General features: G+C 57.7%; 15 protein-coding genes. 5 read left to right on the forward strand and 10 right to left on the reverse strand.

Annotated features, from left to right (window positions below; all coding sequences use genetic code 11):
- Positions 1-45: 45 nt before the first annotated feature.
- On the reverse strand, positions 46-1218 hold the full coding sequence (locus AC50YL_RS14705) for a galactokinase (protein WP_494832949.1): 1173 nt from the start codon (positions 1216-1218) through the stop codon (positions 46-48).
- A 238-nt stretch (positions 1219-1456) separates the two neighbouring features.
- Here AC50YL_RS14705 and AC50YL_RS14710 point away from each other — a divergent pair, with 238 nt between their 5' ends.
- On the forward strand, positions 1457-2314 hold the full coding sequence (locus AC50YL_RS14710; protein ID WP_494832950.1) for an AraC family transcriptional regulator: 858 nt from the start codon (positions 1457-1459) through the stop codon (positions 2312-2314).
- A 466-nt stretch (positions 2315-2780) separates the two neighbouring features.
- Here the strand turns inward: AC50YL_RS14710 and AC50YL_RS14715 are convergent, their stop codons facing one another.
- Together AC50YL_RS14715 and AC50YL_RS14720 are read right to left on the reverse strand one after the other, a co-directional pair.
- Complete coding sequence (locus tag AC50YL_RS14715) at positions 2781-2942, reverse strand: DUF1328 domain-containing protein (RefSeq protein ID WP_494832951.1); 162 nt, start codon at positions 2940-2942, stop codon at positions 2781-2783.
- 212 nt (positions 2943-3154) lie between these two features.
- Positions 3155-4252 (reverse strand): asparaginase, encoded by a 1098-nt coding sequence (locus AC50YL_RS14720; protein WP_494832952.1) that lies wholly within the window; start codon positions 4250-4252, stop codon positions 3155-3157.
- A 253-nt stretch (positions 4253-4505) separates the two neighbouring features.
- Here AC50YL_RS14720 and AC50YL_RS14725 point away from each other — a divergent pair, with 253 nt between their 5' ends.
- Complete coding sequence (locus AC50YL_RS14725) at positions 4506-4718, forward strand: hypothetical protein (RefSeq protein WP_494832953.1); 213 nt, start codon at positions 4506-4508, stop codon at positions 4716-4718.
- 84 nt (positions 4719-4802) lie between these two features.
- Positions 4803-6035 (forward strand): NAD(P)/FAD-dependent oxidoreductase, encoded by a 1233-nt coding sequence (locus AC50YL_RS14730; RefSeq protein WP_494832954.1) that lies wholly within the window; start codon positions 4803-4805, stop codon positions 6033-6035.
- 90 nt (positions 6036-6125) lie between these two features.
- On the opposite strand, the gene cls is transcribed toward AC50YL_RS14730, so the two are convergent.
- Positions 6126-7553, reverse strand: coding sequence for a cardiolipin synthase (gene cls, locus AC50YL_RS14735; protein WP_494832955.1), 1428 nt, complete (start codon positions 7551-7553; stop codon positions 6126-6128).
- A gap of 152 nt (positions 7554-7705) precedes the next feature.
- Between cls and AC50YL_RS14740 the strand changes: the two genes are divergently transcribed.
- Complete coding sequence (locus AC50YL_RS14740) at positions 7706-8152, forward strand: bactofilin family protein (protein ID WP_494832956.1); 447 nt, start codon at positions 7706-7708, stop codon at positions 8150-8152.
- Between the two features lie 72 nt (positions 8153-8224).
- Here AC50YL_RS14740 and AC50YL_RS14745 read toward each other — a convergent pair whose 3' ends face one another.
- The 6 genes from AC50YL_RS14745 to AC50YL_RS14770 form a co-directional block, all read right to left on the reverse strand.
- Positions 8225-9019 (reverse strand): ABC transporter permease, encoded by a 795-nt coding sequence (locus AC50YL_RS14745; protein WP_494832957.1) that lies wholly within the window; start codon positions 9017-9019, stop codon positions 8225-8227.
- A complete protein-coding gene (locus AC50YL_RS14750; protein WP_494832958.1) occupies positions 9012-9947 on the reverse strand; it encodes an ABC transporter ATP-binding protein in 936 nt (311 codons plus the stop codon). The genes AC50YL_RS14745 and AC50YL_RS14750 overlap by 8 nt, the downstream gene beginning before the upstream one ends.
- A gap of 125 nt (positions 9948-10072) precedes the next feature.
- Entirely contained in the window at positions 10073-10327 is a 255-nt protein-coding gene (locus AC50YL_RS14755) for a hypothetical protein (protein ID WP_494832959.1), read from the reverse strand.
- A 213-nt stretch (positions 10328-10540) separates the two neighbouring features.
- Complete coding sequence (locus AC50YL_RS14760) at positions 10541-10999, reverse strand: PilZ domain-containing protein (protein WP_494832960.1); 459 nt, start codon at positions 10997-10999, stop codon at positions 10541-10543.
- Between the two features lie 113 nt (positions 11000-11112).
- Positions 11113-11385 carry a hypothetical protein gene (locus AC50YL_RS14765; protein ID WP_494832961.1) on the reverse strand — a complete coding sequence of 91 codons (273 nt, stop codon included), beginning with the start codon at positions 11383-11385 and terminating at the stop codon, positions 11113-11115.
- Complete coding sequence (locus AC50YL_RS14770; protein WP_494832962.1) at positions 11372-11944, reverse strand: VanZ family protein; 573 nt, start codon at positions 11942-11944, stop codon at positions 11372-11374. Before AC50YL_RS14770 ends, AC50YL_RS14765 begins: the two co-directional genes overlap by 14 nt.
- Before the next feature lie 40 nt (positions 11945-11984).
- Here AC50YL_RS14770 and AC50YL_RS14775 point away from each other — a divergent pair, with 40 nt between their 5' ends.
- On the forward strand, positions 11985-13943 hold the full coding sequence (locus AC50YL_RS14775; protein ID WP_494832963.1) for a glycosyl hydrolase family 28-related protein: 1959 nt from the start codon (positions 11985-11987) through the stop codon (positions 13941-13943).
- Positions 13944-13959: the final 16 nt, after the last annotated feature.

Genomic DNA, 13959 nt, shown 5'->3' on the forward strand with positions numbered 1-13959 from the left:
TCCATCCAAGCCTAATCGTCTTTCATAAGAATTCCCCTGAACCTTTTAAACCAAGCGTTCCACGCCGTTGCCGATCGCGCAGATATAGAAGTCCGGAACCAAGCCCGTCGCTTCCGTATATGTGCGGCCGACCTCGGCCTTGAACGTCTCGATGCTGTCCTTATGGACCAAGGACACCGTGCAGCCGCCGAAGCCCGCGCCCGTCATGCGGGAGCCGAGCACGCCGTCGACGGTTCGCGCGGCCGCCACCATCGCGTCCAGCTCGTCGCCCGTCACTTCGTACAAATCGCGGAGCGAGTCGTGGGACGCGTTCATCAGTCGGCCGAATGCGGCGAGGTCGTTCGTCTTGAGCACTTTCATGGATTGGAGCACGCGGTCGATCTCTTCCACGACATGCTCGGCGCGGGCGCGCACGACGTCGTCTTTGATCAGCTCCTTGTTCGCGTTGAAATCGTCCAGCGACAGCTGCCCAAGCAGCGTGAGATTCGGAAACGCCGCCTTCAAATCTTGGACCGCCTGCTCGCATTGGCTGCGGCGCTCGTTGTACTTCGAATCCACCAAGCCGCGGCGTTTGTTCGTATTGCCGATTACGAGCCGATAATCGCCGGAGTTGAACGGCACCAGGTCGTATTCCAGCGTGTCGCACATCAGCAGGATCGCATGGTCCTTCTTGCCGTTGGCCACCGCGAACTGGTCCATGATGCCGCATTGCACGCCGTTGAATTCATTCTCGGATTTTTGCGACAGGAGCGCGATTTGGACCGTATCGGTCTCGAGCCCTTCCATGGTCAGCAGTCCGTAAGCCGTGACGACTTCGATCGACGCCGAGGACGAGAGGCCGGAACCGTTCGGGATCTCGCCGTGGAACAGCAGGTCGTACCCGCTGCCGAATACGACGCCGCGGCTTTCGAGCTCGTGGACGATGCCCTTCGGATAGTTCATCCAATCGTCCGCCTCGTCGTAGACGATCGGGGCGATCGGCAGATGCTTGTGCTCCGCGAAGTTCGTCGAGGCAAGGCCGAGTTGAAGGTCGCCGCGCTTGCGGATCAGCAGCGTCGTGCCGAAGGTCAGCGCCGCCGGGAAGACGTAACCGCCGTTGTAATCCGTGTGCTCGCCGATCAGATTGACGCGGCCCGGGGCGTGAAAGACCCCGATCGATTCGGAGGAATCGCCATATACGTTCAGAAATCGTTGATTCAGTTCTTGCAGGTTCGCCATTATGCCGCACCGCTTTCCATGGAATTAGTCGCCTTTGCCATCCGTGTGTGAACGAGCATGGCCCGAGGCCGTATTTTGCTTCGCTTGCTAAAATCAGTATAGTCGAAGACAAGGCCGAGCGAAATGGTACGATGTGAGCATAGGATGGAATTTTGTGACCTGATCTCGAGCAGCCGGGCTGCCGTATGCTACAATGAATATCAGATGGATGATTTGTAAATGAAGGGGTTTCCTTATCATGGAGCTGCCAACGAGCTATACGGTCTTGTCCAATCCCGTGCCCGACTCGCATGGTGATTTATACGTCCTCTTCGCCGGCGAAAGCCAAACGAAGCCGGGCCATCTGATCGGGCCCAAGGTGTATGACTTTTATCTGATGCATCACGTGCTGTCCGGTTCCGGCAGCTTCGTCTGCGCGGGCATCCGGCATGAGCTGCGCGCCGGGCATACGTTCCTGATCCATCCCGAGCAGCTGATCAGCTACGAGTCCAGCGAAGGGGATCCTTGGCGCTACCGCTGGATCGCCTTCCAAGGCGGGCCGGCGAAGGCGATCGTCGCGGAAACCGGACTCGAGCCCGCCTCGCCGCTGCTCGATACGGGGGGCAATCCGCGCATCGCGGTGCTGTTCCATCATATTATGCGCGCTTTTCGCCATAACGACCGCTCCGCCCATCTTCGCGCCGCCGGCTATCTGCAGCTGCTGTTCGCGGAATACGCGTCGGCGCTGACGGAAGCCGACGCGGCGGCTCAGCAGCGCGGCGACGAGGGCGAGGCGCTGACGCAGCAGGTGCTGCGGTATCTGTCCACGCAATACGCCGAACCGATCTCCATCGAAAACATGGCGGATTCGCTCGGCTACAATCGCGCGTATTTGTCCCGGCTGTTCAAACGGCAGACCGGCGTGACGCCCGTCACCTTCCTGCTCAAGCTGCGGATCGACAAGGCGCATCTGCTGCTGCGCGAGCGGCTGGAGCTGACCGTGGAGCAGATCGCGGCGTCCGTCGGCTTCCAGGACCCGCTTTACTTCTCCAAGCAGTTCCGCCGCTTCTACGGCCAGTCGCCGACGGCGTACCGGGAAGCGATGAAGGCGTTGTAGGCGGGGGGAGCTAAAGTAGTGTATGGAAAGCCAAAGGCATGCATTGTCTGCGGATCGTTGATCACTGTACCGCAAAGCGATGAAGACGTTGTCTGCGGAGGCCGGGCGGCGTACCGATAAACGCTGAAGACATTGCCCGCGGAGGCCTGGGCGGCGTACCGATAGACGCTGAAGACATCATATGCGGAAGCCTGAGCGGCATACTGTCGAGGCGATGGCTTAAGCTGCGCCTGGGAAGCGAAGGAGCGAACGCAAAGATAGCCTTCGGAGACATCGGCGTCTCCGAAGGCTATCGATAGCGCTTCTACTCATATGTTCGCCGGAACAAGGCTGCTCCGTTAGGAGCTTTGCCGTCGGCGGCGCCGGCGTGAAGTCCGTCCATGCCGCGACTGCCGCAATGTCCGGTTCGCGCCGGTAAGAGCTTGCCTTTTTCGCTTCTCTTCATTGTCTCTCCGTTGCAGCCGATTTAAACCCGTCTTCTGCCGAAGAAGAACGACAGGATGAACAAAATGATGAATACGACGAACAAAATCTTCGCAATCCCCGCAGCGGCCGAAGCTAGCGTGAAGAAGCCCAGAATCCCCGCCACCACTGCAATGATGAAGAACAGAACCGCGTAACCCAACATAACCGTCACCCTTTCGTTTGCTTGTATTTTGTGTTGCTCCTGCACTTGCTTACTTGGCTTATACACCGTCAGCGGAGAGCTTGAAACGCGGGGTGCGGTTCCGGCCGTTCCCGATCGAAGGCCTCGGGCGGCACCGGACAAACGAAAAAAGCCCTCCGGACCGCGGCCCGGAAGGCAGCGAATTCGGAGGGACTATCGGGCAGCGAATGCCGCTAATCGCGGGCATTCATCCGCAATTGAAAGCACGGTTCGCGGCGGCCGACGATCTGGCCGGCATCGTTGCGCATCTCCGGCGGCATTTGCAGCCGGATGCCGGCAATGATTTCCTCGCCGAGGCCCATCTGCTCGAGTATCCCGCACACGGCTTCCGGCCAAGGCGTTTCCCCGCCGTCGGCGAGCTTGACGACGCCGGCGATGCCTTCCCGGCGCAGGGCGAAGACGAAGACGCCCTGCGCGCCGCTCTTGGCGACGACGTTCCCGTCGCCGAGCATGAGGCTCGCCAGCCGGCCCGGCCCCTCGACGAGGGCCGGGTGGCTGCGCATGGCGGCGGCGATGCGTCCCGCCGCCGCGGCGTAGGCGCTGCCCGCCGGCGATGCCGCGGCGGGCGATGCGCCGGCGATACCGCCGGGGCCGGCGGCGGCATCCCACGCGGCGAAGCGCGCGTAGATGAGCGCGAGCCGCCATAACGGCAGCGCGAAGACGGGCAGGCCGCAGCCGTCGATGGCGCAGCCGACGGCTTCCGGCTCCAGCTCCGCGAGCGCGGCGACCGTCCGCAGCAGCTCCTGCTGCAGCGGGTGCTCCCGCTCCGCGTACGTGTCCATCGGCCAGCCGCGCAGCCTGCACAGCGCGAGCATGCCGATATGCTTGCCCGCGCACACATGATACAGCTTGCGCGGCTGCCCTCCGCGCCGGATCGCCTCGTCGCGGGCTTCCGCGTTCGCGGGCAGCTGCGGGCCGAATGCGAGCTGCTCTTCCTCCACGCCCGTCAGCGCCAGCATGCGCTCCAGTACGACGATGTGCGCCGGCGTTCCCTGATGCGAAGCGCACATCAGCGCGATCATATCGTCGCCCAAGCCGTAAGCCTCCGCGACGCCGCCGAGTACGGCCGGCAGCGCCTGGACCGGCTTGGCCGTCGAGCGCATATACGTCCAGATGGAAGCATCTCCCGCTTCCGCGAGGATTTCCCCGTTCGCCGAGACGACCGCGGCATGGCCGCCGTGCACGTTTTCGACCGCGCCGCCCCGCGTCGTCCGCACGAGCGGAACGCCCAGCACGTCCGCCGCGGACGGTGTGTCATTGATCATTTTCATCCAGTATCCCCTGCCATTTCCAAGCTGCTGCGCGCATGATTTCAAAAACTTATTTTACCACGAAAGTACCCGTTTCTCCTATCGTCCCTCCGCAGGCCGGCCTAGCGAATTCAGCCCGGTCCTCATCGGTCTCCGCCCGCTCGGCTCGAAAGCCTTTACTTGTCCGTCCGAGCCCGGATCCAACCCGCTTTGTTTCAAACTTGCGCCGCGCGTGTATGTAAGCATAAGCCGTATCCGAAAGGAGTTGTCGACCGTGAGCGCATTGAACCCTTTGCCGAACGAACTGCCGAAGGCGTCGTCAGCCGGGCAGGCGGGCAGAAAGTCCGAGCCGATCGAGAACGCGAAAAACGGCTCCATGGTTCAGGACATGCAGGACTTGAAACGCCTCGGCCATGACATGAAGGACATGAAGACGAACAGCCAATTGCAGGAAGAAGGTCTCGTGCCCGATCCTATTCAAGAATAAATCGGCGCATGGCGCAAAAAGAGGGGGCAGCCCCTCTTTTTTATGACCGGAAACGGGCATAATAGCCGCGGGAGGCATGATGAGATGAAGGATCTACACGAAGGTCGCTTATACTGGCAGGAAACCCTGCCGCACAGCAAAACTTATCCGTCGCTGCAGGAATCCGCCCAGGCCGATGTCGCCGTTATCGGCGGCGGGATGTCCGGCGCGATCTGCAGCTACATTCTTGCCCAAAGCGGGCTGCGGACCCTACTCCTCGAACGGGAGAAAGTGGCGGGCGGCAGCTCGCTCGCGAACACGGGCCTGCTGCAATTCTGCAACGACGTCATGCTGACGGACCTCATCGGCCAGATCGGCGAAGGGCAGGCGGTCATGTTCTACAAAGCCTGCGAGACGGCCGTGAAGGAGCTCGAGCGCATCGCCTGCAAACTCACCGTCGATACGGAGTTCAAGCGCAGAAGCAGCCTCTATTACGCCAGCTCGGAGCAAGACGTGCCGAAGCTGAAAGAGGAATACGCGAATTTGCACGCCAACGGCTTCGACGTGGAATATTGGGAGCCGGATCGGATCGGCAGTCACTTCCCGTTCCGCAAGCCGGGCGCCATCGTCACCCACGGCGATGCGCAGGTCAACCCGTATCGCTTCGTGCATGCCGTCGTCGACGACGCCGCCGCCAAGTTCGGTCTGTCGGTATACGAGCACACGGACATATCCGGCCATGAGACGGACGAGCAAGGCCTTCATGTGCTGCGCACCGCGGCGGGCGCAACCGTCTCGGCCCGCCACGTCGTCTACGCGGTCGGCTACGAGCCGGAAGAACTGCGCGGTCAGCTCATCCGCTCGGAGATGAACCGGACAAGCGTTATCGTCACGGAGCCGCAGCCGGATCTGACGCCCTGGCACGGCCATTACTTGATCTGGGAAACCGCCAGGCCGTACTTCTATACGCGTCTCGCGAATGACGGGCGCATCATTGCCGGCGGCTACGACGAGCCGAACGGTCATCCGCTTGCGGGACGCAGCGCGCGGGAAAAGTTCGCGGACAAGCTCGCCGAACGCGTCAAGGAACTTTTTCCCTCTTTCCGCGTGCAGCCGGAATACGAGTGGAACGCAACATTCGCGGTGTCGCGGGATAATCTGCCCTTCATCGGGGAGGACCCCCAGTGGCCGCGAGTCTATTACTGCCTCGGCTACGGCGGCAACGGCACCGTCTACAGCATGTTGGGCGCCATCTTGCTGCGCGATCTGATCAACGGACGCGCCAACCCGATCGCCCCCATCATCGGATTGGACCGCCGCTCGCTGCAAAACGCCTGACCCGATTCGCCGATTCCCCGCAGTCATGAACCGAACCCGCATCCCCTTGTTTTTGCATCGCCTATCGCAGCAAACCAAAAAGCCGCTCCCTCACAGGAGCGGCGAAAGCATTCTCGCGGCAATCTCTCCGGCCTTCTGCCAGGCGGGCCGCTTCTGGAAATGCGACCGGTTCACTTCCTCGCACGACGCTAAATCCCGCACGAAGTCGTCCTCCAACCGCTTGATCGCCTTCGTATCGAAAAGCAGCGCGTTGATCTCGAAATTGCTGAAAAAGCTCCGCATGTCCATGTTCGCCGTTCCGACCGAGGCGAGCAGCTCGTCGACGATCATCACCTTCGCGTGCACGAATCCGTCATGGTAGCGATAAACCCGCACGCCGGCCGACAGCATCTCTTCCACGTACGAGAGCGACGCGAACAAGACGAGCTTCGTATCGGCCACGTACGGAATGATGAGGCGGACGTCGACCCCGCTTATGGCCGCGGTGCGCAGCGCCATCAGCACGCTGGGATCCGGAATGAAATACGGCGTCGTGATGTAGATCCGCGATTTGGCGACGGATACGGCGGCGAACACGGATTCCAGGATAGCCGCATCCTTGTTGTTCGGTCCGCTCGCCACGATCTGCACTTGCTCCCGTCCCGTACAATCGTGCACCGGCAGATACGCCGGGTTCGTCAGCCGCTTCCGCGAGGTAAACCACCAATCCTGCATGAATACCTCCTGCAGAAAATAGACCGAATCCCCGCGCACCCGCAGATGCGTATCCCGCCAGAAGCCCAGCTTCGGATTGCCGCCGAGGTATTCGTCGCCGATATTGATGCCTCCGACGAAGCCGACCAATCCGTCGACGACGACGATTTTGCGGTGGTTGCGAAAATTCATCCGCTTGTTGAAGAACGCGAGCCGCGCCGGCAGGAAGCATCTCGTCTCGATGCCTGCCTGCTCCAGCTCGCGAATATAGGACGCGTGCAGCTCCAGGCTGCCGAGGCCGTCGTAGATCACCCGAACCTCCACGCCGGCCCGCGCTTTCCGGATAAGCGCGTCCTTCAGCTTCCGCCCGATGACGTCGTCCCGGATCGTGTAAAATTCGACATGCACATGATGCCGCGCCCCCTCGACCGCCTCCAATATCGCCGCGTACGTCGCCTCGCCGTTCGTCAGCACGGTCGTCTCGTTGCAGCTCGTGATCGGCGAGTATGCCATGCTTTGCAGCGTGTGGTACAGGCGTTCCTGATGCTTGAACGCGTCGCCGCGCATATCTTCCAGCCGGTTCACGAGCTTGCAGCGCAGCAGCGCCTGCAGCATCGTTTCCTTCGTGACGACGCCTCTTCGGCGCATCGTTCTGCGGCGTCTGTATTCCTGCGCCAGGAAATAGTACATGACGAATCCGATGATCGGCAGCACGAACAGAATGACCAGCCAGGCTACGGTTTTGGAAGGACGGCGGAATTCCAGGACGAGAATCGTCGCGATTTGAAAGATAAACACGATCAGTACGGCCAATGCCCAAATCATTGCGTTCCTCCCCCATCGGCTCGCCGAGGCCGTCTGTCTAGCTTTAACTCTCCCAGCAGGGCATATACATCTTTTGAAGGCATGTTTCCATTCGCCCGGGAATAAATAGCTAATAGCACGTTACCACCGAAGGAAGGAGGATGAATCGACGGATGTTCAAAGAATCCAAACGAAGCGATTGCGCCGAAACGTCCATCGGACAAGGGACGCACGTGGAAGGCAAGCTGATCAGCGATGCCGGCATACGGATCGAAGGGGAATTCCGGGGCGAGATCGAATGCAAGGGCGATGTCATCGTCGGCGAATACGGCATCGCCCGGGCCGCCATCGCGGCGAACGATTTGACCGTGGCGGGCAAGGTCTTCGGCGATATCAACGTGAAAGGCCGCTTGACGATCACGGCTTCCGGGCAGCTGCACGGCAACGTCCTCGCGCATGCGATTCTCATTCAAGACGGGGGGATTTACAACGGCAATTGTCGCATGGAACGACAAACGGAGTCCAAACCTCGCCATCTGCAGGAGGGCGATCCGCCGCAGCATCCGCATCAGCAGGCTAAGGAGAACGCCGCCAAGGAAAAATCCCGGCAAGCCGGTTAATAAAACGAAGAAAGGGAGCGACAGCCGGTCGGAATAGACGGCTGCGCTCCCTTTTTCAGGGTATCCGGGCAATTACGTCGCGACGTCCCGCTTGTTGAAGACCAACCAGGTAATGCCGACGAACACGATATAATAGACGGCCAGCACCGCGAGCGAGAAGCCCATCGTCATGCCGTGCGCGATCTCCTTGCTGCCCAAGTACTCCTTCAGGTTCAAGTGCAGGAACAGCAGGTAGTCGACCCACTTGTAGTCCAGCATGGAGAGCAGGCCGCTCGCGATCAAGCCGAAGAAATAAATGAACATCGACAGGCCGATGGCCAGCCCCCCGCTGCGGAACAGCGTCGAGAGCATGAAGCTCAGCGTCACGATCATGATCAGCCCGAGGTAATCCAGCACGTACACCTGCAGCATGTAGCTGAACGGTCCGGAGCTGTTGGCGACGCCGAGCGCATCGTTCGCCGTCTTCGCGTCGCCGTAGCCGAACAGGATCAAGTTCAGCACGAACGAGCTCAGCAGCATCAGGAGCGACAACAGAATCGCGAAGATCAGCAGCGCGATGTATTTGGACAGCAGAATCTTGGAGCGGCTCCACGGCCTGATCAGCAGCAGCTTGATCGTGCCGGAGGAGAATTCGCCCGCCACGCTTTCGGCGGAGACGACGACGGTGAAAATCGTGATCAGCAGGTACGTGAACGATTCGATGTTGTTCATGACCGTCCACATGGAGCCTCCGCCCTCGTCGAACGCTTTGGACAGGATGCTCACGCCGACGACGATCAGCAGGATGATGCCGAACATGATCCAAGTGCCGATGCGCCGGTAAATCTTCATATTCTCGTTGCGGACCAGCTGCAGGAAGTTATACAAGCTGCCCACCTCCCGTCATCTCCAGGAATTGATCCTCGAGCGATTTGTTCAGGATGCGGATGCCGTACACTTTAATGCCCGCTCCGACAAGCTCCGCGTTGATCAGCGCGACCGTGTCCCGGTCCGCGCGAACGAGCGCCCCTTCTTCCACCCTGGCCGCTTCATGCTTCGCCAGCAACTCCACGGCTTCGTCCGGCCGGTCCACTTCGAATACGACGGGACCGCTGGTCTCGGCCAGCTGCGCGCTGCTCTGAACCGTCCTGACGTCGATCAGCTTGCCGCCTTGGATGATGGCGACGCGGTCGCACATCAGCTCCATCTCGCTGAGCAAATGGCTGGAGACGAATACGGCGATGCCCTCGTCCTTGGCCAGCTTGCGCAAGTAATCGCGCAGCTCGCGAATGCCCGCGGGATCGAGCCCGTTCGTCGGCTCGTCCAGAATGAGCAGCGACGGCTTATGCATGATGGCCTGCGCCACCCCAAGTCGCTGGCGCATGCCGAGCGAGTAGGTCTTTACCTTGTCGTGGATGCGTTCCTTCAGCCCGACCAGCTGGACGACCTCGTCAATCCGCTGGCTCGTGATGCCGGGCACCATCCGGGAGAAGTGAAGCAGATTTTGATAACCGGTCAAATATTTGTACATTTCCGGATTCTCGACGATCGCGCCGACATGCCGGATCGCCTGCTCGAATTCGGTGCGGACGCTGTGTCCGCCGATGAGCACGTCGCCCTTGGTCATGCGCATCAAGCCGACCATCATCCGGATCGTCGTCGTCTTGCCGGAGCCGTTCGGCCCCAGAAATCCCAATACTTCCGCTCTCGGAATGTCGAGCGTCAAGCCGTCTATAATCGTCCGAGTACCGATCACTTTCGTCACCTGCTGAAGCCTGACGACCGGCTGCTCGTCCGAAACGGTCCCATAACTCATTGCCGTACCCCCTGTATCCGCGAAGAATAATAGCTTGGTCGCGTATCATCCCCATCAGTATACCGAATAGAGGAAGCGATTGGAAGGCGATAGGTCCTAGGCCGCAAGAAAACGTCCCGTCCCGATTATGCGCTGTAGATCAACGGTCTGCTGTCCGCATAGGACGAATGCGCTTGAAAAGGAGCATCGCCGTCAAGAGGCGGATTGGTCCGGCTGTTCTTCGGCGCTTCCTCTGCCGGCTTCAGGAAGGATTCCGCGCAAACCTTGCAGCAGCCTAGCGGGATGTTACCGCGATAGAATCCCGTCCGGAATAATTGCCCCGCTTCCTCCTTCGCCATCAGCTTGCCGCACCCCACGCAGCAAAAACGAAAATCCGACATCATTACGCCTCCCATTCCCACTCTATATACCATTTGTATCAAACTTTGTAGAATATGTTACGTTTCGTATCGACAAATCTAGAATATGACAACATTCGCCAATTGTCAATAATGGGAGTAGGAAATTTGTCGGCCTACTGATATGTATGCGCTTTCAACTACTGGCATAGGAAAAACGGCCTTCGCTCAACAGCCGTTTCGTTGTTTCAGCTCTCATAGGCTTCGATCCAAGTAAGATGCTGCAGGTTTCAATGTGATATTCAATAGATGTTCGTACATGTCGAGAATACGGCGGCGTTCGGGGATCATCTGCACGAGTTTCTCTTTGAGAGCCGCGGCAAGCGCTTGCTGCATTTGTTCATCGTGGACGAACGTACACCCGTAGATGTATATATTCTCTTCCTTGGTTCTCCAAGCTACGTGACCGACCAGATTGAACCCCCATTCCCCGAACGCTACAGTTGTCCGGATGCAATAGTCCTTGCTTACCGGAAACCGGAGATGCGTCATGAATCGCATGCCCGTCGGACTCAAATCCTGAATCATTACGGGCGTCGTTCTCGACTTGGTATGGCTTCCGAGCGCATCTGCAATCGCTACCGTAACCTTCACCCCGCTAAAAATCCGGAGTCGTCCTACATTGATGCGTGCATGGTTAGGTTTGATATTCATGCAAGCTTCCTCCTTTCGATAGCGAAAATGATACAAAATGTATCTAGATAAACATCGCTTTAAATCGTTCGAAAAATCTTTTCCCGCGGTGCGACGTTGTATTCCTCGTCATCTTACATCTTGTTTATTTTGATACAATTTGTATCTATTTTTTCATGAAATTTCCCTGTGAGGTTAGTCGCGGTACTTACATCGTCTAGTTTGCGCTGCAGATTAGTCAATTGCCGGATAAGTTCATGGAGCGATAGCTTAATAGACACGATGGATTCCCTTGTGCTTCTTGCTGAATAGATAGCTTCATCCATCCATTCTCGCGATTCTTCGCCTTTGTTTTCATCCGCTCTGCCATGAACCCGTTTGTCGTCGACTTTGTTATCGTTGTTCATTCCGATTCCCCAAACGCAGCATGCGCAAAATAATATAGCATCCGAGTCCCATAACGCCGCCTATCGCATCGATAAGAATATCTTTCGGATTGGAGGTTCTTCCGATCGTAAACGATTGATTCCATTCATCGATCTTCGCGACGGAGACTACGACGATCAGTGGAACGAGCAGCCAGTAACGCGGCTTATCCCCAGCCCGTATCACTGCCGCTGCCAGAAATGCAAGCACGGCATAGATAAACAAATGCGCGCCTTTGCGAAATAAAAATTCTATCAAATCGAAAGGTTTTTTCGCGTTGGAATATTCGTGATGAAAATAATAAAAATCCATGTCCGGGAGAACCTCGGTTGCCGCGCGTTCCGAGAAATGCTTGCTTAAAAACGGGATGATGCTTTGTTCTTCGTACGATTGGGAGGAAAAAAGAAAGATAAGGAAAATCCAGCCGAACAGGAAGAGCAGCTTGAATATTTTCGCGTTTCTATCGGTCCCCTCCATATAAGCCTCCTTTCTGCATAACATATGGGTCGCTGACTCTATCATAACTTCATCTGCCTGCATAAAATTAATAGAAACAAACTATCGTTTAGGAGGGATATGAATGGCAGATCCAGCAGGCATATTCACCGTTACATCTTACGGAGCAGTCGGAAACGGAACAGCGGACGATACCGTTGCGATACAAAATGCCATTAATGCCGCTTTCAGTGCGGGAGGCGGCGTCGTTTGGCTTCCGCCTGGCAAATTCAAAACATCGTCCACGCTGGTGCTTCCGAATGTCAATCGACCCAACACGGCCGGCACCCAAGGCTCGGGCATCACGATCAAAGGCGCGGGCATGTACAGTTCCGGCATTCTGTATGCGGGCACGGGATTCGCTATTTATTCGGATAAGGCAATCGCCGATACCGTTCTATTCGAGGACTTCTACATCAACCATCGCAATGGAAGCGGCGTAGGGCTTCCCCAAGGCGCGCATCAAATGTTCAACCGATTCTTTTCAAGCGCTTGCGGAACCGGCAAATACGGCGTATATATCCAAGGCAATCGATCCGCGCAGAATAATTCGGCCGGCGTCGGCGCCTACATGCTCTCGTTCAACAACTGCAGATTCTGGTCAGAAACGGGCTATAACGGAACGGGTGTCTTGCTTGAAAACTTATTCATGTGCGCGTCATTCGACAACTGTTTCTTTTCCCGGGCCGTCAATAATTACCCGCACCTCTGGCTGAAAAATTCCGTCAGCGTGCATATCACGGACAGTGCCTTCGAGAGATCGGAATACCAGGCGGTCCTGCCGCCGGCCATCGCCAACAGCACGGCGTATACGCCTGAACAAAAAGAAGCCATTCGCGCCACGATGTCGACCACCGTAAACAATGCGATTACGGAACCGCTTATCCGCTTGGACGACTCCCACGCGATCTCGATCCTCGAATGCCATGCGGAAGCGACCTTTCCGGCATTCGTCGGCGTCTACGGCGGAAGCACGAACGTACTGATCGACGGCTGCAGGCTTGATCATTACGCGATTACGACTTACAACGGAATGAAAGGCTACATCGTGCAAGTAGATCCCGCTTCCACCGATTCCCGCAGAATTATCGTCGGCAAACGAAACTATTACAGTCAAACCAATCATCCCGATACGACGCATGGTCCGATCCTACTCGATCCGGTGAATGCGGTCACCATGCTCGGCTTCGAGGACGTTACGCCGTTTGCCAATCAGAACTATAAAACCGAACGCAGAACCATCCCGATGAGCGGACAATCCGGCAGCAACATGTTGAAAAATCCGTCGTTCTACTCCGATCAGGCAAACGGCGTTCCCTTCGGCGTCGAAACGCCTTCGGGTTCCTATTCGTTCACGCAGCTCGCTCCCGCCGGCTGCAAAATCACGCAGAGCCTGACCGCGCCCGGAACACCGTACCGTCTTAGAACCAGAGCAATCGAGCGGTTCAATAAGTATCCGGCCTATACGCTCATGATTACGGGCCGAAATCAAACGGGCAAAAGCATCGATCTCTACGTGGACTACGGCGGCAACGGCGTCAACGACCGTACTTTGATCCTTCCTTCCGGAAACCAGCTGTTCACCTTAACCACCCAGATACCGGCCACGAATTCGGATATTATCGACCTTGTCGTATACCAGAAGCTCGAGCTCGACATGCTTGCCATGTACCTCGTACCTGGAATTACGACGGAAGCGCCTTACGCATCCGAATTATTGAGCGGTTACAAGCTTAATCTCGGATCGGAAATCCGGTATGCGCAATCCAAGCCGACCTCCGGAGGAGCAACGGGCGATCTCGTGCTTAACCGGCAGCCGGTGTATGGCAAAGAAGCAGGCTGGGTCTGCGTAGCCTCGAACAACTGGCAACCGTTCGGAATCGTGGGCGGCGACGCGAAAATGCTTCTTTACACGACGCTTCCGACAGCAACCGATGCCAATCGCGGCACTTTCGCTTATGTGGAGAAAGCCGGCAGCGATGGCAGCGTATACGTCTCCGTTAAAAACGCTAACGGCACTTTCGCTTGGAAAAAGATCTTATGAGTACCGCCATCCCCCG

The organism is Paenibacillus sp. J22P277, from assembly GCF_059383675.1.